Origin of the sequence: Streptomyces sp. NPDC048696, assembly GCF_043198895.1 — a bacterium.
Classification (GTDB): domain Bacteria; phylum Actinomycetota; class Actinomycetes; order Streptomycetales; family Streptomycetaceae; genus Streptomyces.
Genome location: NZ_JBICVJ010000012.1, coordinates 142,835 through 166,155, shown reverse-complemented (window position 1 = coordinate 166,155; position 23,321 = coordinate 142,835). Strand labels below are relative to the sequence as shown.

The following is a 23,321-nucleotide window of genomic DNA, read 5'->3' as shown; positions in this document are numbered from 1 at the left end:
ACGGGGGCATCGGTCGGGCCGTTGAGGCTATGACCGGGGACAGGATCAAGATCGTCGCGGAGATTGATCCGTACGCGTCTTTGATCCTGGCGACCCGCTATCCGCACGCACGCAATATCGGAGACATTACCCAATTTGATTGGGCCACCATCACGGGAGAGGTGGACATCATTACGGCAGGGTTCCCCTGCCAGGACATTTCCAATGCAGGGAAGAGGGCGGGTATTCATGGCGAGAGGTCGGGTATCTGGGAAAGCGTTCTCGGGTCCATTCGCGTTCTTCGACCACGGCTCGTTTTCCTGGAGAACGTATCCGCCATCCGAAACCGGGGCCTTGCGCACGTACTCGCGGGACTGGCCGAGGCACGGTATGACACGCGATGGTGTTGCCATCGGGCGTCCGCAGTTGGAGCCGCCCACCACCGAGATAGATGGTTCCTCATCGCCACCCCTGCTTCCGACTCCGCTCGCGTCGGACGCCACGAAGGGACCTGATTTCGCGAGGGATGATCGGCAGGGTAGCGGCGGGCAGGATCTCGTTACCGCCGTGGCGCGGCTATTCGACAAGGAACGCGCACACACGCTGTTCAAGACGCCGACCGCGAATTTGGGCAGCAACGGGGCGCCACAACACCCGGATAAGCGGCGTGCGGGCGGTCATGGGCCGACGCTCGATGACGAGGTTTCGTTCCTGTTGCCCGTTGATCCAGACGTTGCCGAGGAAACTCCGGGCGCTTTTCACAGCCCGCCGGAATGGTGGGCCGAGTACGGGCCAGCGGTACACCGTTGGGAAACCCTGATGGGCTCGCCGGCTCCGATTCCGGTTGAGTTCGGCCCGCGCGGTGGTCGTCGTCTCGCGTCCGTGTTTGCTGAGTGGCTTATGGGGCTGCCGCGGGGCTGGATCACGCATATCCCGGGGCTCAATCGCGCAAGACAGCTAAAGGCGGTTGGAAATGGTGTGGTCAGTCAACAGGCTTTCGCTGCCTACCTGCATCTACTGAACTACAAGGAGGGGTCCGAGCATGGCTAAACGGGGGGTCGTCACCGACTACGGGGGCGAGGAGCTGTACCGGGGTGATCTCGTCAACTACGGCTCGCGGCAGGGGAATCGGGTCCGGGTCGCCGACGGAATCATTGACCGAGTGACTACGCGGCTGGTGGACGGTCGGCTACGGCCCATGCTGCGCGTGCAGCCGACCGGTACGGAATCCGGATTCGCCAAGCGCCGCTCACTCCGTAAGGAGTGGATCACTACGGAACATGTCCGTCTGCTGATTCCGAACGTGACGGGCGAGCGCGACCAGTAACACGCAACGAGGAAGGGCCGGACGTACCCGATGTGGTGCTGTCCGGCCCTTTCGCATGAGGGGACCAATGATCTACGAAATCAGTGCCGAGTATGCGCCACCCCTTGGGGACATTCGCGAACTCAGTGCAGGGGATGAGCTGTTCCTCATGCCCGGATGGAAGCAGCGCGAGGACTGGATTAGGTATCTCGCTGCGGCAGCACACGCTATGGCCCGGGGTTGTGTCATCCATCAGGGGGCCGACCTTGGCTAACCCGAACAAGCAGAAGGGGACCGCGTGGGAGTCGAGCATTCGCGACTACCTGAACCGCTTTCTCGGCCTGGTGGACGAGCGCGGGGCGTTCCTTGACCCGTTCCACGCGGGCAACGTCCGCCGTGCCGCGCAGGAAGGCGCTCGGGACGTGGGCGATATCCACTGTGTTCCGTTCGTGCTGGAAGCGAAGAACACCGCAACTACCGCCGTGCCGACGTGGATTCGACAGGCGGAAGTCGAGGCGGTGCACGCGGGATTCCCGTTCGGAGTGGTCGCGCAGAAGGTACGCGGCTCCGGGACCGCTGTAGGCCGTGTGCATGTGTCGGTCCGGACGTGGACCCGTATGCGGCTCGCCCTCGGGATGCCTACGGATGAGTTCGCGGCGCTCTACGGCTGGTCGGTCTCGCTGCGCGGGCTCGACTCGGGCCGCTGGTATCTGACGACCACGCTTCGGGACTTCGCTCACCTGGTGGACGACTACCGCCGCAACGTGCCGGTCGCGGGGGTGGCCCATGCTGTTCGCTGATCTGCTCGACCGCTTCGACCAGGTGACCGCCGAGGGCGACGGGGGCTATGCGGCACTGTGCCCCGCACACCAGGACTCGCGCCCCTCACTCCGTATATGGCGGGGCGAGGACAACAAAGTCCGCATGACCTGTCGGACAGGCTGCGACACCGCCGACGTGATCGCAGCGGTACGGCTCGGATGGGGGGACCTGTTCGACGCGACCGGCCCCGGGGCGACCGTTCCGGCCGAGCGCCCGCAGCTCGTCCCCGTCGCGCTCACTGCCGCACTCGCCACGTACGGGGACCGTGCCTCGCTCGCCCTCGGCGACTACGCGGCCGAGTGGCCCGCGCGGGCCCGGGACTATCTCACTGACCGCTTCGGGCTCGACATGGACACCGCCGCGGAACTCGGGCTCGGCGTGGATGACGGGACAGCCGGCGAGGGCTTCCCCTATCTCTCCCGCGCCTACCGCTCGTTCGCACGGCTGACCGTGCCCCTGGTCGGATTCGACGGAGTGACCCGGGGGCTACAGGGACGGGACCTGACCGGCAAGTGTCCGGGGCGGTGGCTGTCCCTGATCAACCCTCGCGGGCACCGTTGGGCGCCGTACGGCGTGATGCGTGGCACGGGCGGTTGGGGCACGGTCCTGATCACCGAGGGCCCCGGGGACGGACTCACGGCCGTAGGGGTCGGCTATGACGCGGTGGCCGTGCGCGGTGCCTCGCTCGCCGGCTCGCCCGAGCTGGTGCACGAACTTGCCGAGGGTCTGCGGGGCTCGCTGGTCATCCTGTGCGGCGACAACGACCGTGCGGGCAACGGGTTTTCGGCCCGCCTCGCCGAGGGGCTGTCCGCCCACGGGGTCACGGCGTACGTGCTCGACATCCCGCACCAGGGCGACGACCTGACCGCATGGCGCGAGCGGGACCCGTCCGCGTTTCCCGATGCGCTGCACCGCGCGGTCAAGTCGGCCCGACCCGCGAGGGACACCGCAGAGGTTCAAGAGGCCGAGCGGTCCGCGGAGTTGGCCAACCGCACCGGAGCCGACTCGGTGTCCCGCGACCAGGGCAGCGAAGCGGCGCGCATCCTGTCGGACCTGGTGGGCCAGTACGGCGAGAGCGACGCCATGAACGCTCACGCCCTGGTCGCGTTCACCAACGGCACCATTCGCCACGCCCCGGGGCTCGGGTTCTACACATGGAACGGCTCGGTATGGGTGCGCTCCGATCTGCGGGTGAGGCAGGAAATCCACCGTATGGGGGCCGCTCTCGTTCTTGCGGGGCAGAACCAGCTAGCGCGCGGATTCACTATGACGACCCGCATTGACGCGCTTCTGACCGAGTTGTGTTCTGTGCCGAGCGTGTCCATTGAAGCCACCGACTTTGACAACCGGCCCGATCTGATCAACTTCAAGAACGGCACCGTAGATCTCCGTACGGGTCTGCTGCGCCCGCACGACCAGGCCGACCTACTGACGTACCGGCTCGATCTCAACTACAACCCGAACGCCACCTGTCCCCGATGGGAGAGCTTCCTACAGGAAGTCTTTCCCGGCATGGACGACATGCCCGCCTATATCCAACGCATGGTCGGGTACGGCGTGACCGGACACACTACGGAACAGAGTTTCGGCGTGCTCTGGGGGAAGGGTGCAAACGGCAAGTCGGTACTTGTGGACACCCTTACGTCTGTGTTCCGTGCGATCTCTCGCACCACGCCGTTTAGCACGTTCGAGGAACGCAAGAGCGGCGGTATCCCGAACGATATTGCAGCGCTCCGCGGGGCACGGCTCGTGATGGCGTCCGAGGGCGAGTCCGGTAAGGCCATGTCGGAATCCATCCTTAAGCGGGTCACCGGTAAGGACATGATCTCGGCCCGGTTCCTGCGGCAGGAATATTTCGAGTTCCGCCCGTCCTTCCTGCTGCTCCTCGCTACGAACCATAAGCCCAAGTTTAAGTCACAGGATGAGGGGCTTTGGCGACGCGTCAAATTGATTCCGTTCACGCGATGGTTTGCCCCCGACGAGCGCGACCCTTCCCTAGACAGGAAGCTGCTCGCCGAGTCCGAGGGCATTGCCGCGTGGGCGGTACGCGGGGCAGTCGAGTGGTACCGGGGCGGACTGCAAGACCCGCAGCTCATCACGGGTGCAAGCCAGGAGTACCGCGAGACGTCAGACCCGCTCGCGGGCTTCCTGCCGGGGGTTCTGGAATGGGCCGACGACGCGGTGACCATGAGCGGCAACGAGGTTTTTAACACGTATCTCGAATGGTGCGAGGCCGAGAACCTTCCGCTTAAGGAACGGTGGACTCGTCAGGCTTTCTACTCGGCAATGGAGGAACGCGGAGCCACAAAGAAGCGCACCAACAAGGGCATTTCTCTGGGCGGGCTACGCCTCGCTGACGCGAGCCCCGATGCGGTCGGGCCGGGGATCTTCGCCAACTAACGCGCGCACTCGGGGCCGTTCACCTACACCAGGTGGGCGGCCCCATTTTTGTTTTCAGGGGGGAAGCATGATCACACTTCGACACGAGATAGCCGGCGAGCACGTGACCGTCCGCGTGCCCGAGACGACGGAAGATCTCGGCGAGTTCTGGAAGTGGCTATATGAGGCACGGGAACGGGGCCCGATCGCCATTGACACCGAAACCACGGGTCTTGAGATATTCAGCCTGTCGTTTCGGCTCCGCACGGTGCAATTTGGTGACGAGCGAGACGCGTGGGTATTGCTGTACGAGCGGGGCGGATACCACGCCAGTTATGCCCGTGACGCGCTGCTGCGTTGCCGGGAAATCATGATCCACAACGCGTCGTTTGACTGGCTCGTCCTGGGGCAGTGTGCGGGAATTCCTCTGGAAGACCTCGCCGAATCGACCACAGATACCCGCATCCTTGCGGCGCTCTGCGATCCGAGGCAGCCCCAAGAGGGCGGGGCAGGAACGGCGCTCAAGCCCCTTTCGGCGAAGTGGATTGACCCCGCGGCCCCGGATACTCAGGGCGGGCTTACAAAGGTCTTCAACTCGCTCGGGCTGACCAAAGACACCGGATGGGCCGGAATCCCGCTCACCCACCCGACCTACCTCCTTTACGCCGGTCTCGACGTGATCCTGACGGCTCGGCTCGCCCCCGTACTGCGGCGCGAGCTGGTGCGGCTCGGCGTGCGGGACCAGCTCGTCACGTACGAGCACGAAATAGCGAGGCTGTGCGCGGTCATGCAGCGCACGGGGCTACTGGTGGACCAGGACTATGCGGCCCCGCTCGCTCGCCGGCTCGCCGAGGAGACAGCGAAGTACGGCGCGGTTGCAGCCCGGTACGGAGTCGCGTCGGTCGGCAGCCCTGCCCAAGTGGCGGAAGCGCTGCAAGGCATGGGCGAGACGCTGACCGAGCGGACTGACGCGGGCGCGCTCAAGGTAGACAAACACGTCCTGTTGCCGCTCGCCGACCTTGACCGGGACTGGCAGCGCATCGGGGCCCGCGAGCCAAATCCGTTGGCGTACGCGGTACTTCGGGCCAAGCGGGCAAGCAAGTGGGGCACCAGCTACGCCGACCGGTTCATGAACAAGCTGTCCGCCGCGGGACGCATCCACCCGGTGATATCGCCCCTCGCGGCGCGCACAGGCCGTATGTCGGTGACGGACGGGCTGCACCAGCTTCCGAGTTCGGATCACGTCATCCGGCGCGCGATCCTCGCCGAGCCCGGACACGTCATGATCAGCACCGACTTTCAGGCAATCGAAATGCGGGTCTTGGCTGCCCTTGCGGACGTGCGCAAGATGAAAGAGGGATTCCTTAGCGGTGGCGAGAAGTTCGATATTCACGCCTATACCGCTCGCCTGATCAAGGGCGACGCTGCCACCCCCAAGGATCGGAAGGTATTCAAGGGGGCGGGTTTCGGGAAGGTTTACGGTGGTGGCATCCGGACGATTGCGAGGCAGACCGGTGCCACTGAAGACGAGATTGCACAGGCTGTAGCCGCCTATGACAGAGCTTTTCCTGAGATCAAACGCGCGTCCTCGCGCTGGCAGCGTCAGGCATTCCAGAACGGCATGGTTTTCGTGTCGGCAACGGGGCGTCGGCTACCGCTCGACCGGGACCGCACATACGCCGTAGTCAATTACGCCTGCCAAAGCGTCGCGAGAGACGTTCTCGGGCAAGCCATGCTGAATGTTGAGTCTGCTGGCCTGCTCGAATTCTGTCGCTTGCCTATTCATGACGAGCTGTTGGCGTCAGCGCCGCGGAAGGAAGCGGAAGAGATCGCCCGGGAGTTCGAGCGGTGCATGACGTGGACTCTGTACGGAGTCCCCATCGAGGCAGCAGCAGAGATAGGCGGACGGTCGTGGGGCAGCCTCTATGGAGCCGACTACTAGTCACGGTCCGTTCGCGTTACCGCCGGATATCCAGCACCGAGAGTCACCAAAAAGTGAACAAGTAAGACCAATGAACGGCCCCCGCGGTTGCATCCATCAAGATCACAGATAGATCACTGCGGGGGCCTTTTGTCGTGCTCAAGTCCTGGTGACCAAGCTGTCAGATCATCCCTAGGAAGGATGCGCACACGGAATTTTCACACGGTGTGACCGAAAGATCTCGACTTGGGTCACAAGTCGAAAGCTCTGCCCGTATCTGTCCCAGTAAGTCCGTAGTAACACCTTTGCCGCTGTCTGCGTTTCAGGCGAAACCTTGAATTCAGCAGCGATAAGGCAATGCGCAAGCCCCGTCCTGCACCACCCGGGACGGGGCTTTTTCATGCCCTTATCCATGCGCATTGAGTAATGGCCTTGGGGTCTTTGTGGACCCCTCATGCCCCGTTCCGGGAAACCACCGCTCTCCCGTGAGAGCAAAGCCACCCGAGTACGGAGCAATGCTCAATGACGCACCTGACCGAGGAAATGATCTCTGCTGCCAAGGGTAGCGATGGTTCGGCAATATCTGCGCTGATAGACAAATTGGATTCTCTCATTGTCAGTCGAGCCCTAGACTATGCGACCCGTGGAGGGCGGACCGATTATGACATTGTGGACGATCTCGCGCAGGCGGGTCGAATCCGCATCTGGGAATCACTCGAAAAGTTTGAAGGGTCTGGGCGCGGCGAGTTCCTGAACTATGTTGAGATGGCTTTGCGCTCCGCGATGACGGAGCACCGTCGTGAAATTACCTGCCCCGGAGTCAGCCCCGCCACCGCAAAGGATTTTGAGCGGGCGATAGAGATCGCAGCCGGCGACCCGTACGCAGCAGTCCGAATCGCGATTACGGACGCCATGGGGCCGCGAAAGATGACCCGAGATCGCGCCTACGCTGCGTTGCGCTCATGGCTCGGGACGGAATCGCTTGACCATCTGTACGAAGATGACGCCGATGGCGAGCTCGTAACCCTTGGGGACGTGCTCGCGTCCGAGATCGGCGTACCGGCGGATCTGCTGGAACCGCGGGACTATGAGACCGCCACACGTAAGGCAGTCAGGTCCCAAGTCCACCGCGTTCTAGGGCTGTTGAGCGAGCGGCAGCGCCACGTACTCAAGGCCGACCACGGCATAGCGCCGGTCGGGTACTACGGGGACGGGCCGGATGCGGTGCTTGCCGACGACATGGGCGTGACGCCGTACCAGGTCAAGCAAGCTCGCGTGAAGGGGAAGAATCGTTTCGCCGAGCTGTACCGGGCGGGGGCTCAGTCGTGGTGACCCTGCCGACCCGCAACGGCGGAACCATCGAGATCACGCGATGCGGCACGCTGGTGGATATTCACGTTCGGGATGCCGAGGGGCGGACGGTCGCCACTGTGACGCGTCGAACCGGCGAGGCTGTGACACGCTCCCTGAGTCGCCAGATGTGACGGACTGTCAGGCCGCAGGTCGCGAATCGAACATTCCCCCGTGAGTCAATTCCGGCTAGGTAACTCTATGTAATGGCCCCCCGCTTCGGCGGGGGGTCTCCTGCGTTCGGTGCAACACTCTGTTGAAGCTACGGATCTCAAGGTCATGTCGGACTTGCGCAACCAAATCGCGAGGCAGGGCGTCGTGTACGTGGTCAGAACCTTGCCTGTGCATGACCTGTTCATGACCTGAGTCACAGAAAGTAAAGATCTTCCCGTTGTCAGACCTGTGGGTTAACGTCGGATCATGGTTACGCACTGCGAGGAGTTCCGTGTTCGAGCAACCGTGATCGTGCCCATGACGCATGGGGGAACCGCGGGGGGAAAGTGGATGGAGTGTCCGGATCTGCCGGACGTGCTGGGGGAGACGCGTATCAGGTCATGCCGGGACCTGACTGTTGCCCTGGAGACGCAAGGGGGGACCGTTGCTCGTTTGCTGCGTGCAATGGCCGAGTACACCGGTTTCCGTGTTCTGGCACGGGACCGTCAGACGGAAGGGCTCGCCGGCTCGGTCGAGTGGGTCCGCAGCGAAACGGGGATGTGGGTGCAGTGGGACGAGCCATGGACGGGATGCGCGTACGGACAGCACATGCCCGCTCATACCCTGCTGCTCGCGGCATGAGCGCGCGAATGCTCGTCCTCGGCGGGACGACCAGACCCGCGGCAGTCGCCGACATGCACCGCCTCGCCGCTGCGCTGCGCCGCACGGGCATGACCGATCGCTACGGGGTCAGCGTTCACAGAGTGCCCGGACGTAAGGGCTGGGGGGTCTATGTCACCGACCGCACGCCCGAGCTGGGCCCGCCGGACGCATGGGCCCGCGCGGTGTTCCAGTCCAGCGGACTCGCTGCCTGACACAGAGAAGCCCCGCCACTTCCGAAGGGGGAGGAAGCGGCGGGGCCTGGTTGGTCGCTATCGGGTTTGTTCGATGGCTTCAAAGATGTCTGCGTCTGTCTGCTGTTGCCACTCGGGCAGGTCCGACCAGTCGGCGACATAACTCGGCTTAGGGTCTTCAAAGTGCTTGTAGATTTGGGCAGTCCAGCAAATGGCGACGAAGCGCCCCTTCTGTTCGCGGGATAGCTTGGAGGTTTGCCCGTTGCTTACTCGGATGAAGTCCGCCACCTGCGTGCACACCGCGGCGGCTGCTTCCCGCTCCCACGCGGGGGTCTCTTCCCACGGGGTGACGTACCCCGACTTCGGCTCTCCGGGGTAATGCTTCGTTACGCCGGAAATCCACGCCTCGCGGAAGATGCGTCCGTTCTCGCTCTGCAAGACTGCTCCCTTGTTGGTCAGGTGGTCATGGTGAGTGTCGAAATTTGGGCGTTCAGCTCCGATACGCGTCTATCGGACAGCAGGGGTTGTAGCTGCCCCTGTAAGCCTTCCAACTTACGTGCGATGTAACCGGACTTGGTCTGTGAGGCTAGGTCGAGGGCCTGTGACGCGTAACTAACGAGCTGGTCGATATCCCGCCTTTGAACGCCTAGGGTTGCGAGATCGGCTAGGACGCTACCGCGTCGCCGCATAGACATGGGCTGCCCGAGTGCGTCAGCTAGTGCCAACTCGGCCAGGTCTAGACGGCCAAGTCTGACGTAGCATGTGCCGCGCTCCTCGGCGAGGCGCGACCCATCAAACCGGAGCCATCCGCCGTTCTGTATCGGCCCGCTGAGTGTGTGCACTTCTTCGGCGTGGTCTAGCGCCCTCTTGCAAGCGTTCAAGTCGCCAAGACTGGCGAATACTTCTGCTTGGACGGCTGCCACCCAATGGCGGGTTGATAGTCGACTGTCACCTTGGCTGGCTACCTTGGCAGCGGCAGCGAGTAGAGATGCGGCATCGCTGGGCCTCTGCTCGTAGATGCTGACGAAGGCATGGCGCGTTAGCGCACATGCTGACAAGTCTGGGTTTCGTGCCTCGCGACCAGCACTTGCCGCAAGGGTGTAACAGTGAGCGGCATCCGTGTAGTTGTTGCTATCGAAGTGGATTTCGCCCGCTAGCTGAAATAGGTCTCCGACTACGGAACAGAGCTGTTGCCGTTCGCCTTCTGTGTGCACGTCGGCGAAGCTGTCAGCAATGGCTCGCGCGTGACTATGTACCATCGGTAGGGTTGTGCGCTTTGTTTTGGCAAGGGCGAAGATCTGCCACAGATGCGAGTTCACGGCGGTGTACGTTGCAACGTCGTTGGTTGCAGATGTAGCCAAGGGGTGATCGGCGGGGACTGCGTCGCTGGTGACCGGTAGGGCGGCAAGTGTCCCCGTGACGGTCAACAATCGTAGAAACTCACGCCGAATCATTTCGTCAAGATCACCCGTACCTAAGTCGTCCTCGGATGCTGCATACCTGACAAGTGCCCCTTGCGCCTTGTGCGTAGTGGGTAGGTACTCGGTCTCTGGCGCTTCTGGCTTCAGTAACTCGTCCAGCTCGGCAAGCGTGACTTGCAGCCGCGCGGCAAGCTTCGGGCGGATGTACGCCTGTGGCTCCCCTTGGCCCCGCCCCCATCGCCCGACGGTTGTCGTGTCCACCCCGAGGGCTTGAGCTAGTCGCTCTTGACTGTAGCCGAGCGCTTTCCAGCGCCGCACAAGAGCCTTTCGTGGTCCCATGCTTGCCCCTTCGACCTGTCCGCGGCCATCTTCCCAGCTCAGAACGGCCAATGCACTGGAGATGCAAGACAAATGCATTGAGTCCGCCCTGGTCTTGTTCAACCGCTGGGAGTTGCCTAGGGAAACGACAGCTCAGGCCGACCCGCGAGGAACTGCCATGGTCACGGATGGCGTAGCGATGCAGACGAGCCCGCACGAGTCGACGACCACCCGGGCCTACTGGGCGGAGGTGTTCGCCGAGGGCCCGGCGGGCGGCAAGACAGTCCGCATGGTGCTTGGAACGTTCCCTACGCCGTACCGGGGGCGCGCGCTGCGGTGGCTGGTGAGACAGGCTCGCTGGATCGCTGACGGACTCGACCCCAACCCCGATGTGCCGTGGCTCGGCGGCGAGTTTCCGCAACAAGTGCAGTCGGGACTTCCCGATGCACCGCACTACTTGCGTAGCTGGTGTGAGAACAACGCCAGTAGGCAAGCCGCGTACGACCAGCTAGGCAGCGGGCACCCGTTCACGCTCTCCGCGACCGACCACAACGGAGCGTTCTTCCTGTCCATCCTCCCCGTGGACGTTCCGGCAAGCCTTGCGAGTGAGTCGCCCCGTACACATCGGCACCGCCGCACGAAGCCCCGACGCACGTCCCCTTGGCTCGCGCACTTTCGCTGACGAGCTGCCCCGATCTTCCCGCTTCCGGTTGGGCCGGCGAGGGCGACCGACCCCCCGACTGGTGGCGGGACTCCACCCCCGAGGGAGGCAGTGAACGTGTCCGCTGATCAGGGCGTGAGGACCACCTCCGTACGTGATGCCGAGCGCGAACCGCGAGAGCCTGCCGCCGTGGTTGAGCGTTGGGGAACCCCGCGTGAAGGGGCCGAGCTGCCACCACGGCAGCGCTACCACCGATAAGCCCCCGCCCGGATGCCCAACTGTGACGGTCGACATCCGGATGGGTCTCGCTCAGCAGCACCCGCTGCGGAGTCTGCTTCAACCCTAGGAGAACGACGCGATGAACGTTGACGAGCTGTTCACCGGAGACCTGATCACCGGGGTTCCGGCTATGTCCGCCGCGCTCATGGACAAGATGCCGGGCGGCGGAGACAACAACGGCGATCACTGCTCCGCTAAGTGATCGAAACCTGACGTGCGGCGGGGTGGGGCTGACCAAGCCTCGCCCCGCCGTACTTATGAGAGGAGTAACCGCGTGCTGTCGTTGCGTCTCCGTCTGGCAGATCTAGGGTCGCCCAACTGGCATTGGGAGTATGGGCGTTGGGCTTGCGGAGAAAGCTGGATCATGCCCGCGAGGGTGTCGGCGCTCGTCACCGTGACCGATGACGATCCGAAGTGCGTGAGCCTCATCGTTCGAGAGCACAAGGAAGGCGAGGCGGACGTTACGTCGGTTCAGATGAAACCGGGGGAAGCTCAACTCTCAGCAGGGGTGTTCGGCACTGCCCCGCTGTATCTCATGGTGGCTGGTGAGGTGCTGCACGGGTCATGGGATCTCGTAGACCTGTACCCGCTCCTGCGGACGGATCGGCTCGTACCGCGCGCTGTTGTCCGCACGTTGACCAGGCAGCATCGGTACACCGCGGACACGCTTTTTGAGGGGGTCTACCGACTGACCGAGCGCGCATCGGCCGTGTTCACGTCCTCGGGTCTTACGGTGACCTACCCGGAGCCCGCCGAGCACGTTCTAGAGCCCCGGGCCCTCGTGCGGGGGGTGCATCCGCTGGACGCGTTCGACTCCCTGTTGCTTGAGGCAGTGCACGGGGCACCCGCGGCGACTGGGTGCGTTGGGGTCGAGCTGTCCGGCGGTGCCGACTCGGGCAATGTCGCTATGTCGGTCAGCATGGCCAGCTACGACCAGGTGCACAGCTTCGGGCTGCTCATGAGTGGAAGTCTTGGCGCTCAACAGCGCGACAGGAGACGGGCGTTGGTCGACTGTTTCGGTTTCCGGGACACCGCCATTCCTGCCATGCAGCATCCCCCGTTTGTGCCGGGCGGGGTGCGTGCCCGTGGGTTGCCGCACGATCCCGCAGGCGCGTTCTATCAAGAGGCGTTCGACGCTGTGCGCGAGCAAGTGGCCGCACGGGGCTGTGAGGTGATCTTTACGGGATGCGGCGGCGACGAGGTCAACTCTCACCACTCACGGACGAGTGCCGTGCTGCCCTCGCCGGAACCGGTCCCATGGCTCGGAAGCAAAGCAACGGAAGCCCTTGCCGACGTGGACGAGAACCTAGCGCCGATTCCAGTCCTGCCCGTGCCTACGCTCATGGCGTGCGGACTGCACAACCCCGGCTATCTGCGCGTGGGTGTCTGGCCCGTCAACCCGCTGGTGCACCCTCGCATCGTGCGGTTCATGGAACAGCTACCCGTTGAGCACAAGCGGGGGAAGGCGCTGTTCCGGGAGCGGCTACGGCGCGCGGGACTGCCCGAGTCGGTTGCCTCGCCGAGTGAGCCTGAGAACTTCCTAGGAGTCATGGAATACGGGCTGCGCGCATACGGGCTGCCGATGTTGGGTGACATGCTGCGGGAATCGGTGCTCGTGGACCTCGGATATGTGGACCCCGTGGCGCTCTCCCGAGCCGGCGAGCGCGCCGAGCACGCCCCTGTGGTGCCTGACCTCCTGTGTGACGTGATCGCACTGGAAATGGGACTGCGGTCCCTCGCATGACCAGCCCCGACGTGGAAGCGAAGCACGTGGAAGAGACAAACCTTTTCTACCGGGACCCCGCGCTGTACGACGCGGTGCAAGCGGACAGCAGCACCGCCGAGAGCTGTCAAGCCCTGATCGAGCAGCACCGCCCCGACGCGGCAACGCTGGTGGACTTCGGATGCGGCACGGGGCGAGACCTAGAGATCCTGGCGAAGCGGTTCGAGTGCACCGGCGTGGACCTACAGCCGGGAATGGTCGACTACGCGCGCCAAGCACGCCCGGGGCTCGACATCCGGGCCGGCGACATGCGCACCGTGCGACTGTGGCGACGCGCAGACGTGGTGACCTGTCTTGGCAACTCCCTTGCCTACGTGCACGACAACAGGGCGGTCGGCGAAGTGTTCGCCACGTTCGCGGCACATGCCCGCGCGGGGGCGCTGCTGGTGCTCTGCTCGCCCGTGTGGCCCATCGTCCAGCCCGAGCCGACCAGTGCCGAGGTAGCGACCCCGGACGGGCTCGCAGCGGTCACCATCCAATACGAGTGGGACTTGCGGACTCAGATCAACACCATGCATCGGCATTGGGTCCTGCCCTCGGGCGAGGACGTATGCGACGTGATCCGGCGACGAGTGCTCTTCCCCCGCGAACTGGAGCAGTACGCCAACGGTGCGGGCTTTGAGCTGGTGGACATGGCGAACGAGTCCGGCGGCGGACTGTCAGGGCCGACCGCGTACACCGTGGCTCGCTTCACTCGCTAAGCGGCTCAGTCCGTGTGCCGCCCCTGTGGCGCATGGGTGGGGCACCTTCGCTACGCGTCGCCCTGGTGCGCGTCCTCGCCGACGGGCTCGCTGCGGTCCGTGACGTACGTTCCCCGCCCCGGGACGGTATAGACGAGTCCCCGTTCCCGCAGGACTGCGAGGGCGGACCGTGCCGTGCTCCGGGCGACCCCGTACCGCTCCACTAGCTCTTTCTCCGAGGGGAGCGGACTGCCCGGAGGGAGGTCCGAGCCTTCCCGCTCGATCTCTTCCGCGAGATCGGCAGCGATCTGCCGGTAAGGGGGCTCGGGGGCCCGGGGGTCGATTTCGCGCGCTGCCATACGGCGAAGCGTAGACAACACGCCAACCCATGAATGCAGCCTAGACAGGGTTGAACGCGCCTAGACGGACCTATACAGGTTGGCTTACCGTCGAACACGAAAACGCCCCGACAGACCGCGTAGGACCGGTTTGCCGGGGCTCCGCCGAACAGCTAGCTACGGGAGCTGAACGACTTATGCGCGATGCTATCGCCCGCGCCCTTACCTGGGTGCTGCGTTTGTTACTGCCCGCCCGAGGGCGACACAGCGCCACCACCACACCGACCCCGCCACAGCCCCCCACCCCAATCACGTTCGTAATCTGCGCGCCCACGGCACCCATTACGTTGGTCGTCCCCGACCGGACCATGCCGGAAGTCGAGAAGGGCGGACCCCGCATCCCGCCCTATCTCCGTGCATGGGTCCAGCGGCAAGAGGACGAGATAGAGCGTCAGCGTCAGCGCTGCGTCGCCCTGGTCGCCGCGAGCATGGGCTACCACTACCCCAACCCCGAGCGGTACGACGAGTACGCGGCGGTGTGCGCATGACCCGCGACGCGCTCACCGATGAGACCCCCGAGCCTGCGCGGCCCGTACGCGGAATCTGCGGGCACTGGACCGGCGCCCCCGTTGTCGTGGGTCACGTGCAGAGCATGAGCGGCGGAGCCGGATACACCCACTACGTGTGCCCCGACTGTGTACACCGCTACCCGCAGCGGGCGCAGTGGGACCAACTGCCCGCAATGCGCCGATGACCGGCCGAAAGGAGCCCGTAAAGGCCAAGCAACGTGATAGTCAAGTGCTGATCTTGTGTACACCCAGGGGAGGGACCGCCATGGAGCGGAAGAAGCGTAATTGGATCATCGCGGGCGTTGCCGTAGTCGCGTTCGGCGGAGTGCTCTCGCTGTTCCAAGACGACAACGACAAAGCCGAAGCGGACGCCAAGCCCAAGACCACCACGGCACCCGCCAAGCCCGCCGACAAGCCGAGCGAGGCAGCGTCCAAGCCTTCGGACACCCCTTCGCCCGACGCAGCGCAGCGCGAGGCACTGATACGAGCGCTCCGAACCATCGAGCCCGGATTGGTCGCCAAGGAAGACCGCGCCGTGAACCGAGCCCGGAACATGTGCTCGGACATCAAGAGCGGCATGGATGACGCCAAGGTCAAAAGCCTCGCCAAAGCCCGGTACGAGGGCGGTACGGTGCCGAGCCTCACCGACGACCAGGCCGCGAACATCGTGACCGCCGTACGGTCGTCGTTCTGCTCGTAACGCCCCACCAGACAAGCCCCGTTCGGCCAGTGCCGGGCGGGGTTTTGTTGTTCCTGCGGAGCGGCTGTCAGGCTCGTTCGCTAGACTCTGTATAGAGGGGGTTGGCGGTGTCGAACCCGGCGAAGTCGCTGACCACCTGTTTGTCGGGGACGCCGTGCTTGACGAGGTAGGCGCGCATGGCGTCGGGCTCGTCGTACTCGGCCCGCCCGTTGTCCCCGGTCACGAGCACGGCCCTGACCTTGTGGGCCCGGTACAGCTCGATCGCCGCGTCCAGCCGGTGCGCCAGGTACGGCGACGGCTCGCCCTTCCACAGCCCGGCCCCGAAGACCACCGCGACCCCGGACGCGGGCGCCTGCGCGACCGTCCCGACCTTGCCGTCGGCCGCGGCGAACACCCAGGCCGCAGGGGCGAGCGCGAGGACACAGGCGGCGGCGACGCCCTGCACGAGCCGGCGCTGCGCCGTGCGGGTGCGCGGCAGCCCGATCCGGATGCGAAAGCGCGGCAGGCGCATGAGGGTCCCCCTGGGTCGACTGTCTCCACTGGACCGAGCACTGAACGATCGCTGGTCCGAGTGCTCGGACGCGGGGGAGGGCCGAAACGGTTCTCCGGGCGTGTTTCCCCGGTCCGTCGGCCGGTGCGTGAGGCGGCGGAAAACACTCGTCACCGGGGCGCAACGGCGTGGCAATGTGGGCCCGGCAGGATCGGTTCATGACGGAGACGGAGACGGAGACGGACAAGCACGCGCAGCCCCTGCCCGCCCGCCACTCGCTGCCCCTGGACAGCACGGCCGAGCTCCTCACCCGTATCACCGCCCAACTGGGCAGCCAGCTCAGCCACGTCCGACTGAACGGAAGCCGCAAGCCGATGCCCCCGACCGACCTCCCCGACGCGGCCCGGCCCACCCTGGTCGCGGTCGCGCACGGCAGTCGCGATCCCCGGGCGCTGCGGACCGTGGGCGCGCTGCTCGACCTGGTCCGCGAGCTGCGCCCCGGACTCGACGTACGCCTGGGCCACATCGAGATCGACGAGCCCGCGCTGCCCGACACGCTCGCCGCGCTCGGCGCGGGCCGCGCCGTCCTCGTACCGCTGCTGCTCAGCCGTGGTTTCCACGTCAAGCAGGACGTTCCGGCGGCCGTCGCGGCCGCCCCGAGGCTGCGCGCCCGCACCGCGCAGCCGCTCGGCCCGCACCCGCTCCTGATCGAGGCGCTGTACGAGCGGCTGGTCGAGGCCGGGTGGCAGGACGAGCCACGCGCGCGTCGCACCGGCGGCGTGGTGCTGGCCGGGGCCGGTTCGCGCGACCCCGAGTCGGCCGCCGACACCCGCCGCACCGCCGAGATGCTGAGCGAACGCCTCGGCGGGGTGCCGGTGATACCCGCGTACGCCTCGGCCGCCGCGCCCACCGTCCCCGACGCGCTGCGCGCGCTCGCCGCGCGCGGCCGCCACCGGACCGCCATCGCCTCGTACTTCACCGCGCCCGGCCGGTTCGCCACCCAGTGCGCGGGCTACGCGCGCGGGGTCGTCGCGGCCCCGCTCGGCGCGCACCCGGCCGTCGCCAGACTGGTTCTCAACCGCTACGAGCAGGCGCTCGCCGCAGCCCCCTTCGGCGAGCTGCGGCGCGAACTCGCCACGGCCTGATCGCCCGGGGAACGCCGCTTGTCAGTGGTTCCGTTTACTGTCGGTGCATGGAAGGCATCCAAGGACACCACCCGGGATACGACCCGTCCGACGTCGAGCGCTGGGCCGCCGAGCCGGACAAACGACCAGGCCGCACCGCCTTCCAGCGCGACCGCGCGCGGGTGCTCCACTCCGGCGCGCTGCGCCGTCTCGCGGGCAAGACGCAGGTCGTGACGCCCGGGGTGACGGGCCAGTTGTGGGACGCGAGCCCGCGCACCCGGCTGACGCACTCGCTGGAGTGCGCCCAGGTCGGCCGCGAGCTCGGCGCCGCCCTCGGCTGCGACCCCGACCTGGTCGAGGCCGCCTGCCTCTCGCACGACATGGGCCACCCGCCGTTCGGTCACAACGGCGAGCAGGCGCTCAACGACTTCGCCAAGGACTGCGGCGGCTTCGAGGGAAACGCGCAGTCGCTGCGCCTGCTGACCCGCCTTGAGCCCAAGCGGTTCGTCCGCGGCGAGCGCGGCGGCGAGCCGGTCAGCGTCGGCCTCAACCTGACACGCGCCGCGCTCGACGCGGCCACCAAGTACCCCTGGCCGCGCGGCGCCCACCCCACCGACCCACGGTCCGTGAAGTTCGGGGTGTACGAGGACGACCTGCCGGTCTTCGACTGGGTGCGCCAGGGCGCCGAGCCGTACCGCAAGTGCTTCGAGGCCCAGGTCATGGACTGGTCGGACGACGTGGCGTACTCGGTCCACGACTTCGAGGACGGGCTGCACGCCGGGCACATCGACCCCAACATGCTCTTCTCCGAGCCGGAGCGCGCGGACATCTGGCGCGTCGCGATCGGGCGGTACGTGCCGGGCGACACCGATCCGCAGGAGCTCGCCGACGCGCTCGACCGGCTGATCGGCGAGGAGTGGTGGCCGCACGGGTACGACGGGTCGGCGGTCGCCCAGGCCCGCCTGAAGGACGCCACCAGCCAGTTGATCGGCCGGTTCTGTCTGGCGGCCGAGGGCGCCACCCGCAGGCGCTGGGGCTCGGGCCGGCTCAGCCGGTACGGGGCGGAACTGGTCGTGCCGCGCGCGACCCGCAACGAGTGCGCGGTCCTGAAGGCGGTGGCCGACCGGTATGTGATGCAGCGCGACGAACAGGAGCGGCTGCGCGCCGACCAGCGCGTGATTCTGGCCGAACTGGCCGAAGCGCTCACGGCGCGCGCCCCGGCGGACGGTCTTGACCCGCAGTTCCGCGCGCTGTTCGCGACCGCCGGTGACGACCGGGCGCGCAAACGGGTCATCGTCGACCAGATCGCGTCCTTGACGGACGCGGCCGCCCTGTCGCTGCACGCCAGACTCACAGCACGTCACCGATGACGTACCCATGAGGCATCGACAGGTACCGGCCGGGCGTCTGTCGCACCGATGAAGCCCGGCCACTCGGCGCCCCCAACGGAGCAAGCCCCCTTCCCCCATCACGCTCCGTGCGGGACGCTCGCTGATGGCGGTTGAGCAACGAGGAGGCATCAAGTGGTCGACGCAGACCGGACATTTGTCATTGTCGGTGGAGGACTGGCCGGGGCCAAGGCCGCCGAGACCCTGCGCGCGGAGGGTTTCAACGGCCGGGTGATCCTCATCGGCGACGAGCGGGAGCACCCGTACGAACGGCCTCCCCTGTCCAAGGGGTTCCTCTCCGGCAAGGAGGAGCGCGACAGCGTCTTCGTCCACGAGCCCGCCTGGTACGCGCAGAACGACGTGGAGCTGCACCTCGGCCAGACCGTCACCGCCATCGACCGCGCGGCCAAAACCGTACGCCTGGGGGACGGCACCCTCGTCGGCTACGACAAGCTCCTGCTCGCCACCGGCTCCGAGCCCCGCCGCCTCGACATCCCCGGCACCGGTCTCGCGGGCGTCCACCACCTGCGCCGCCTCGCCCACTCCGAGCGGCTGCGCAACGTCCTCAAGGCGCTCGGCCGCGACAACGGCCACCTCGTGATCGCGGGGGCCGGCTGGATCGGCCTGGAGGTCGCCGCCGCCGCGCGCGGCTACGGCGCCGAGGTCACCGTCGTCGAGCCCGAGCCGACCCCGCTGCACCAGGTCATCGGCCCCGAGCTCGGCCAGATCTTCACCGATCTGCACGCCGAGCACGGCGTCCGCTTCCACTTCGGCGCCAGGCTCACCGAGATCACCGGCCAGGACGGCATGGTCCTCGCGGCCCGCACCGACGACGGCGAGGAGCACCCGGCGCACGACGTGCTGGCCGCGATCGGCGCGGCCCCGCGCACCGCGCTCGCCGAGAACGCGGGTCTGGCCCTCGTCGACCGCGCCGACGGCGGCGGCGTCGCCGTCGACGCCACCCTGCGCACCTCCGACCCGGACATCTTCGCCGCCGGTGACGTGGCGGCCGCCCACCACCCGCTGCTCGACACCCGGCTGCGCGTGGAGCACTGGGCCAACGCCCTCAACGGCGGCCCGGCCGCCGCGCGCGCGATGCTGGGCCAGGAGGTCTCCTACGACCGGATTCCGTACTTCTTCTCCGACCAGTACGACCTGGGCCTGGAGTACTCGGGCTGGGCGCCGCCCGGCAGTTACGACCAGGTGGTGCTCCGGGGCGACGCGGGCAAGCGCGAGTTCATCGCGTTCTGGCTCAAGGAGCGGCGGGTGCTGGCCGGGATGAACGTGAATGTGTGGGACGTCACAGACCCGATCCAGCGGCTGATCCGGGCCGGAAGCAAGGGTGTCCAGATCGACCCCGACGCCCTGGCGGACCCCTCCACGCCCCTGACGGACCTGGCACCGGAGGCGCCCTGACCGGGGCGGCCCTTTCACGCCCCCCGGAGAGTCGGCGCGGCACCGTAGACTCACTGCGTGGCAGGACGGATCAACGATGACGACGTGAAGGCGGTCCGGGACGCGGTCCCGATCGATGCCGTCGTGTCCGAGTACCTCCAGCTGCGCAACGCGGGCGGCGGCAACCTCAAGGGCCTGTGCCCCTTCCACGACGAGAAGTCCCCGTCCTTCCAGGTCAGCCCCAGCAAGGGTCTCTTCCACTGCTTCGGCTGCCAGGAAGGCGGCGACACGATCGCCTTCGTCCGGAAGATCGACCACCTGTCGTTCTCCGAGGCGGTCGAGCGCCTGGCCGCCACCGCGGGCATCACCCTGCGCTACGAGGAGGGCGGCTACAACCCGTCCCACCAGCGCGGCGAGCGCATCCGGCTGGTCGAGGCGCACAAGATCGCCGCGCAGTTCTACATCGAGCAGCTGACCACCAGCCCCGAGGCCGAGATCGGCCGCGCCTTCCTCGCCGAGCGCGGCTTCGACCAGGCCGCCGCCGCCCACTTCGGCGTCGGCTACAGCCCGGCCGGCTGGGACCACCTCACCCGCTTCCTGCGCGGCAAGGGCTTCTCCGACAAGGAGCTGCTGCTCTCGGGCCTGGCCCAGGAGTCCCGGCGCAACCCGATCGACCGGTTCCGGGGCCGCCTGATGTGGCCGATCCGCGACGTCGGCGGCGAGGTCGTCGGCTTCGGCGCCCGAAAGCTCCGCGACGACGACAACGGCCCGAAGTACCTCAACACCCCCGAGACCCCCATCTACAAGAAGTCCCAGGTCCTGTACGGGATCGACCTCGCCAAGAAGGACATCGCCAAGGCGAGCCGCGCGGTCGTGGTCGAGGGCTACACCGATGTGATGGCCTGTCATCTGGCCGGGGTCACGACCGCCATCGCCACCTGCGGCACCGCCTTCGGCGGCGACCACATCAAGATCCTGCGCCGCCTCCTGATGGACAACGGGAGCGCGCGCGTGATCTTCACCTTCGACGGTGACGCGGCGGGCCAGAAGGCCGCCCTGCGGGCCTTCGAGGACGACCAGAAGTTCGCCGCCGAGACCTACATCGCGATCGCCCCCGACGGCATGGACCCCTGCGACCTGCGGCTGGCCGCGGGCGACGAGGCGGTCGCGGACCTGGTCCAGCCCCGCACCCCGCTCTTCGAGTTCGCGATCCGCCAGATCGTCCAGCGCTACGACCTGGAGACCCCGGCGGGCCGCGCGGCCGCCCTGGACGAGGCCGCCCCGATCGTCGCCCGCATCAAGAACGTGGCGTCCCAGCACGAGGTGGCCGTCCAGCTGGCGGGCATCCTCGGCATCCTGGACACCCAGTTCGTGGTCAAGCGGGTGGCCCAGCTGGCCCGTTGGGCCCGCGACCGGGGCGGCAAGGGCCCCGCCCCCGACCGGCAGCGCACGCGCGAGTACGGCGACGTGCGGGCCCCCGCCGCCGCCTCCGGCCCCGCCCTCAACCTGCGCAGCCCCGCCCACCGCACCGAGCGCGAGCTGCTGAAGCTGGCGCTCCAGTACCCGAACCTGGTCTCCCCGGCCTTCGACGCGTACGGCGTGGACGAGTTCACGGCCCCGCCGTACGCGGCGGTGCGCCAGTGCATCATGGACGCCGGCGGCGCCACCGGCGCCCCCTCCGACTACCTCCCCGCGGTCATGGACGCGGCGCCGGACGACACGGTCCGCGCCCTCGTCACGGAGCTCGCCGTGGAGGCCATCCACGCGCGCGTGGTCGACGAGGCGTACGCGGGCGAGCAGTTGGTGTGGGTGCGCCGCCGTGCGGTCGACCGCCGCCTCCTGGACATCCAGGGCACCCTGGCCCGCCTCGGCCAGAACGGCGACCCGGCCCGCCTCAGCGCGGTGCAGAACGAGCTGTGGGTCCTCCAGCAGTACGGCCAGGCGCTGCGCAACCGGGGCGCGCAGGCACTCTGAGTCCCGGCCCGGACCTGCGCGCCCCGGCGTAGCGGGACCGCCACGGGGTACCCGTACCGCAGTCAGGGCGGCGCGGAGCCGCTGCCGCACGGGTAACCGCCCGGTCACGGACCGGCTTCAAAAAGTCATCGCACGCCCCTCGTGGCGGAGATGTGTCTTACCCCACACTGGGGTGCGGTGCCTGAGTCCTCGGAGCGCGGCCGGCCCACCGAAGGTGGGTACCTCACCCCCGCGGATCCGCTCATCGTGTACGGGACGGACAGCGGCCCGGCCGCCCCCGTCCCGCTGCCGCACGCCCCCGATCCGGCAGCGATCACCCTGGAGGTCGCCCCCGTGCAGACCCAGACCCTGACCGATACGGACGTCGCCACCGTGCCCCCGCAGGCCCGGGCCGTGCTCCACCCCGAGGCCGACGCGCCCGCCGTCGAACCGCTCGTCGACGAGGTGGTGGAGGTGCCCGAACCGCCCGAGCGGGTGCCGGGGCGGGTGGACACCGGCGGACCGTCCTCCGACCTCTTCCGGCAGTACCTGCGGGAGATCGGGCGGATCCCGCTGCTCACCGCCGTCGAGGAGGTCGAGCTCGCCCGCCGGGTCGAAGCGGGCCTGTTCGCCGAGGAGAAGCTCAGCACCACCCCCGATCCGGACTCCCAACTCGCCGTGGATCTCGACAAGTTGGTGGTCATGGGCCGGATGGCCAAGCGCCGCCTGATCGAGGCGAACCTGCGCCTGGTCGTCTCCGTCGCCAAGCGCTACGTCGGGCGCGGGCTCACCATGCTCGACCTGGTCCAGGAGGGAAACCTCGGACTGATCCGGGCCGTCGAGAAGTTCGACTACGCCCGGGGCTACAAGTTCTCCACGTACGCGACCTGGTGGATCCGCCAGGCCATGTCCCGCGCCCTGGCCGACCAGGCCCGTACGATCCGCGTCCCCGTGCACGTGGTGGAGCTGATCAACCGGGTCGTGCGGGTGCAGCGCCGGATGCTCCAGGAGCGCGGCTACGAGCCGACGCCGGAGGAAGTGGCAGCCCACCTCGATCTGCCGCCGGAGCGCGTCAGCGAGGTGCTGCGGCTCGCCCAGGAGCCCGTCTCGCTGCACGCGCCGGTCGGTGAGGAGGACGACGTGGCGCTCGGCGACCTCATCGAGGACGGCGACGCCGCGTCCCCCGTGGAGTCCGCGGCCTTCCTGCTGCTGCGCGAGCACCTGGAGGCGGTGCTGTCCACGCTGGGCGAGCGCGAGCGCAAGGTGGTCCAGCTCCGCTACGGCCTCGCGGACGGGCGGCCGCGCACCCTTGAGGAGATCGGCCGCATCTTCGGCGTGACGCGCGAACGCATCCGCCAGATCGAGTCCAAGACGCTCAACAAACTCCGCGACCACGCCTTCGCGGACCAGTTGAGGGGCTACCTCGACTGAGGGGGAGCGGGCCGCGGCCCGCTCCCC

General features: G+C 67.1%; 23 protein-coding genes and 1 pseudogene. 20 read left to right on the top strand and 4 right to left on the bottom strand.

Features of this window, described 5'->3' with window-relative positions:
* Positions 1–29: 29 nt before the first annotated feature.
* From ACGFRG_RS25490 to ACGFRG_RS25450, 9 genes are all read left to right on the top strand, one after another.
* The gene (locus ACGFRG_RS25490) at positions 30–494 is read left to right on the top strand and encodes a DNA cytosine methyltransferase (protein ID WP_393267528.1); all 465 of its coding nucleotides are present in this window, start codon (positions 30–32) and stop codon (positions 492–494) included.
* A 52-nt stretch (positions 495–546) separates the two neighbouring features.
* Positions 547–1,029, top strand: a complete 483-nt coding sequence (locus tag ACGFRG_RS25485; protein ID WP_393267526.1) for a DNA (cytosine-5-)-methyltransferase — start codon at positions 547–549, stop codon at positions 1,027–1,029.
* Complete coding sequence (locus tag ACGFRG_RS25480; RefSeq protein WP_393267523.1) at positions 1,022–1,306, top strand: hypothetical protein; 285 nt, start codon at positions 1,022–1,024, stop codon at positions 1,304–1,306. The genes ACGFRG_RS25485 and ACGFRG_RS25480 overlap by 8 nt, the downstream gene beginning before the upstream one ends.
* A gap of 245 nt (positions 1,307–1,551) precedes the next feature.
* Positions 1,552–2,085 (top strand): hypothetical protein, encoded by a 534-nt coding sequence (locus tag ACGFRG_RS25475; RefSeq protein WP_393267520.1) that lies wholly within the window; start codon positions 1,552–1,554, stop codon positions 2,083–2,085.
* Positions 2,072–4,507, top strand: a complete 2,436-nt coding sequence (locus ACGFRG_RS25470; protein ID WP_393267518.1) for a phage/plasmid primase, P4 family — start codon at positions 2,072–2,074, stop codon at positions 4,505–4,507. Before ACGFRG_RS25475 ends, ACGFRG_RS25470 begins: the two co-directional genes overlap by 14 nt.
* A gap of 67 nt (positions 4,508–4,574) precedes the next feature.
* Positions 4,575–6,428 carry a DNA polymerase gene (locus tag ACGFRG_RS25465; protein ID WP_393267515.1) on the top strand — a complete coding sequence of 618 codons (1,854 nt, stop codon included), beginning with the start codon at positions 4,575–4,577 and terminating at the stop codon, positions 6,426–6,428.
* Positions 6,429–6,929: 501 nt separating this feature from the next.
* A complete protein-coding gene (locus ACGFRG_RS25460) occupies positions 6,930–7,739 on the top strand; it encodes a sigma-70 family RNA polymerase sigma factor (protein WP_393267512.1) in 810 nt (269 codons plus the stop codon).
* A 636-nt stretch (positions 7,740–8,375) separates the two neighbouring features.
* A complete protein-coding gene (locus ACGFRG_RS25455; RefSeq protein WP_393267509.1) occupies positions 8,376–8,552 on the top strand; it encodes a hypothetical protein in 177 nt (58 codons plus the stop codon).
* On the top strand, positions 8,549–8,785 hold the full coding sequence (locus ACGFRG_RS25450; RefSeq protein WP_393267506.1) for a hypothetical protein: 237 nt from the start codon (positions 8,549–8,551) through the stop codon (positions 8,783–8,785). The genes ACGFRG_RS25455 and ACGFRG_RS25450 overlap by 4 nt, the downstream gene beginning before the upstream one ends.
* 57 nt (positions 8,786–8,842) lie before the next feature.
* Here ACGFRG_RS25450 and ACGFRG_RS25445 read toward each other — a convergent pair whose 3' ends face one another.
* A complete protein-coding gene (locus ACGFRG_RS25445; RefSeq protein WP_393267503.1) occupies positions 8,843–9,202 on the bottom strand; it encodes a hypothetical protein in 360 nt (119 codons plus the stop codon).
* Positions 9,203–9,219: 17 nt separating this feature from the next.
* A complete protein-coding gene (locus ACGFRG_RS25440; protein ID WP_393267500.1) occupies positions 9,220–10,524 on the bottom strand; it encodes a multiprotein-bridging factor 1 family protein in 1,305 nt (434 codons plus the stop codon).
* Between the two features lie 157 nt (positions 10,525–10,681).
* Between ACGFRG_RS25440 and ACGFRG_RS25435 the strand changes: the two genes are divergently transcribed.
* The 4 genes from ACGFRG_RS25435 to ACGFRG_RS25420 all read left to right on the top strand — a co-directional run bounded on the left by ACGFRG_RS25435 (position 10,682) and on the right by ACGFRG_RS25420 (position 13,927).
* Entirely contained in the window at positions 10,682–11,185 is a 504-nt protein-coding gene (locus ACGFRG_RS25435) for a hypothetical protein (protein WP_393267497.1), read from the top strand.
* A 337-nt stretch (positions 11,186–11,522) separates the two neighbouring features.
* Positions 11,523–11,645 (top strand): hypothetical protein, encoded by a 123-nt coding sequence (locus ACGFRG_RS25430; RefSeq protein WP_386134912.1) that lies wholly within the window; start codon positions 11,523–11,525, stop codon positions 11,643–11,645.
* Between the two features lie 174 nt (positions 11,646–11,819).
* On the top strand, positions 11,820–13,187 hold the full coding sequence (locus ACGFRG_RS25425; protein ID WP_393267494.1) for an asparagine synthase-related protein: 1,368 nt from the start codon (positions 11,820–11,822) through the stop codon (positions 13,185–13,187).
* The gene (locus ACGFRG_RS25420; protein ID WP_393267491.1) at positions 13,184–13,927 is read left to right on the top strand and encodes a class I SAM-dependent methyltransferase; all 744 of its coding nucleotides are present in this window, start codon (positions 13,184–13,186) and stop codon (positions 13,925–13,927) included. Before ACGFRG_RS25425 ends, ACGFRG_RS25420 begins: the two co-directional genes overlap by 4 nt.
* A gap of 50 nt (positions 13,928–13,977) precedes the next feature.
* Here the strand turns inward: ACGFRG_RS25420 and ACGFRG_RS25415 are convergent, their stop codons facing one another.
* A complete protein-coding gene (locus ACGFRG_RS25415; RefSeq protein ID WP_393267488.1) occupies positions 13,978–14,265 on the bottom strand; it encodes a GntR family transcriptional regulator in 288 nt (95 codons plus the stop codon).
* A 347-nt stretch (positions 14,266–14,612) separates the two neighbouring features.
* On the opposite strand from ACGFRG_RS25415, the gene ACGFRG_RS25410 reads away from it, so the two are divergent.
* Together ACGFRG_RS25410 and ACGFRG_RS25405 are read left to right on the top strand one after the other, a co-directional pair.
* Complete coding sequence (locus ACGFRG_RS25410; RefSeq protein WP_393267485.1) at positions 14,613–14,792, top strand: hypothetical protein; 180 nt, start codon at positions 14,613–14,615, stop codon at positions 14,790–14,792.
* Between the two features lie 286 nt (positions 14,793–15,078).
* On the top strand, positions 15,079–15,513 hold the full coding sequence (locus ACGFRG_RS25405; protein WP_393267482.1) for a DUF732 domain-containing protein: 435 nt from the start codon (positions 15,079–15,081) through the stop codon (positions 15,511–15,513).
* A 106-nt stretch (positions 15,514–15,619) separates the two neighbouring features.
* Here the strand turns inward: ACGFRG_RS25405 and ACGFRG_RS25400 are convergent.
* A pseudogene (locus tag ACGFRG_RS25400) lies at positions 15,620–16,024 on the bottom strand (vancomycin high temperature exclusion protein); the annotation flags it as partial.
* Positions 16,025–16,221: 197 nt separating this feature from the next.
* Here ACGFRG_RS25400 and ACGFRG_RS25395 point away from each other — a divergent pair.
* From ACGFRG_RS25395 to ACGFRG_RS25375, 5 genes are all read left to right on the top strand, one after another.
* Positions 16,222–17,148 (top strand): sirohydrochlorin chelatase, encoded by a 927-nt coding sequence (locus ACGFRG_RS25395; RefSeq protein ID WP_393267480.1) that lies wholly within the window; start codon positions 16,222–16,224, stop codon positions 17,146–17,148.
* A 47-nt stretch (positions 17,149–17,195) separates the two neighbouring features.
* A complete protein-coding gene (locus ACGFRG_RS25390) occupies positions 17,196–18,497 on the top strand; it encodes a deoxyguanosinetriphosphate triphosphohydrolase (protein ID WP_393267477.1) in 1,302 nt (433 codons plus the stop codon).
* 153 nt (positions 18,498–18,650) lie between these two features.
* Positions 18,651–19,931, top strand: a complete 1,281-nt coding sequence (locus tag ACGFRG_RS25385; RefSeq protein ID WP_393267474.1) for an NAD(P)/FAD-dependent oxidoreductase — start codon at positions 18,651–18,653, stop codon at positions 19,929–19,931.
* 57 nt (positions 19,932–19,988) lie between these two features.
* Complete coding sequence (dnaG, locus tag ACGFRG_RS25380) at positions 19,989–21,884, top strand: DNA primase (RefSeq protein ID WP_393267471.1); 1,896 nt, start codon at positions 19,989–19,991, stop codon at positions 21,882–21,884.
* Between the two features lie 177 nt (positions 21,885–22,061).
* The gene (locus ACGFRG_RS25375; RefSeq protein WP_361428930.1) at positions 22,062–23,294 is read left to right on the top strand and encodes an RNA polymerase sigma factor; all 1,233 of its coding nucleotides are present in this window, start codon (positions 22,062–22,064) and stop codon (positions 23,292–23,294) included.
* Positions 23,295–23,321 lie beyond the last annotated feature (27 nt).

Bases quoted from the DNA above. Each gene is read 5' to 3' on its own strand.
- ACGFRG_RS25490 (WP_393267528.1), top strand. From the start codon at position 30: ATGACCGGGGACAGGATCAAGATCGTCGCGGAGATTGATCCGTACGCG.
- ACGFRG_RS25480 (WP_393267523.1), top strand. From the start codon at position 1,022: ATGGCTAAACGGGGGGTCGTCACCGACTACGGGGGCGAGGAGCTGTAC.
- ACGFRG_RS25470 (WP_393267518.1), top strand. From the start codon at position 2,072: ATGCTGTTCGCTGATCTGCTCGACCGCTTCGACCAGGTGACCGCCGAG.
- ACGFRG_RS25465 (WP_393267515.1), top strand. From the start codon at position 4,575: ATGATCACACTTCGACACGAGATAGCCGGCGAGCACGTGACCGTCCGC.
- ACGFRG_RS25460 (WP_393267512.1), top strand. From the start codon at position 6,930: ATGACGCACCTGACCGAGGAAATGATCTCTGCTGCCAAGGGTAGCGAT.
- ACGFRG_RS25455 (WP_393267509.1), top strand. From the start codon at position 8,376: ATGGCCGAGTACACCGGTTTCCGTGTTCTGGCACGGGACCGTCAGACG.
- ACGFRG_RS25450 (WP_393267506.1), top strand. From the start codon at position 8,549: ATGAGCGCGCGAATGCTCGTCCTCGGCGGGACGACCAGACCCGCGGCA.
- ACGFRG_RS25440 (WP_393267500.1), bottom strand. From the start codon at position 10,524: ATGGGACCACGAAAGGCTCTTGTGCGGCGCTGGAAAGCGCTCGGCTAC.
- ACGFRG_RS25435 (WP_393267497.1), top strand. From the start codon at position 10,682: ATGGTCACGGATGGCGTAGCGATGCAGACGAGCCCGCACGAGTCGACG.
- ACGFRG_RS25430 (WP_386134912.1), top strand. From the start codon at position 11,523: ATGAACGTTGACGAGCTGTTCACCGGAGACCTGATCACCGGGGTTCCG.
- ACGFRG_RS25420 (WP_393267491.1), top strand. From the start codon at position 13,184: ATGACCAGCCCCGACGTGGAAGCGAAGCACGTGGAAGAGACAAACCTT.
- ACGFRG_RS25415 (WP_393267488.1), bottom strand. From the start codon at position 14,265: ATGGCAGCGCGCGAAATCGACCCCCGGGCCCCCGAGCCCCCTTACCGG.
- ACGFRG_RS25410 (WP_393267485.1), top strand. From the start codon at position 14,613: ATGCCGGAAGTCGAGAAGGGCGGACCCCGCATCCCGCCCTATCTCCGT.
- ACGFRG_RS25405 (WP_393267482.1), top strand. From the start codon at position 15,079: ATGGAGCGGAAGAAGCGTAATTGGATCATCGCGGGCGTTGCCGTAGTC.
- ACGFRG_RS25395 (WP_393267480.1), top strand. From the start codon at position 16,222: ATGACGGAGACGGAGACGGAGACGGACAAGCACGCGCAGCCCCTGCCC.
- ACGFRG_RS25390 (WP_393267477.1), top strand. From the start codon at position 17,196: ATGGAAGGCATCCAAGGACACCACCCGGGATACGACCCGTCCGACGTC.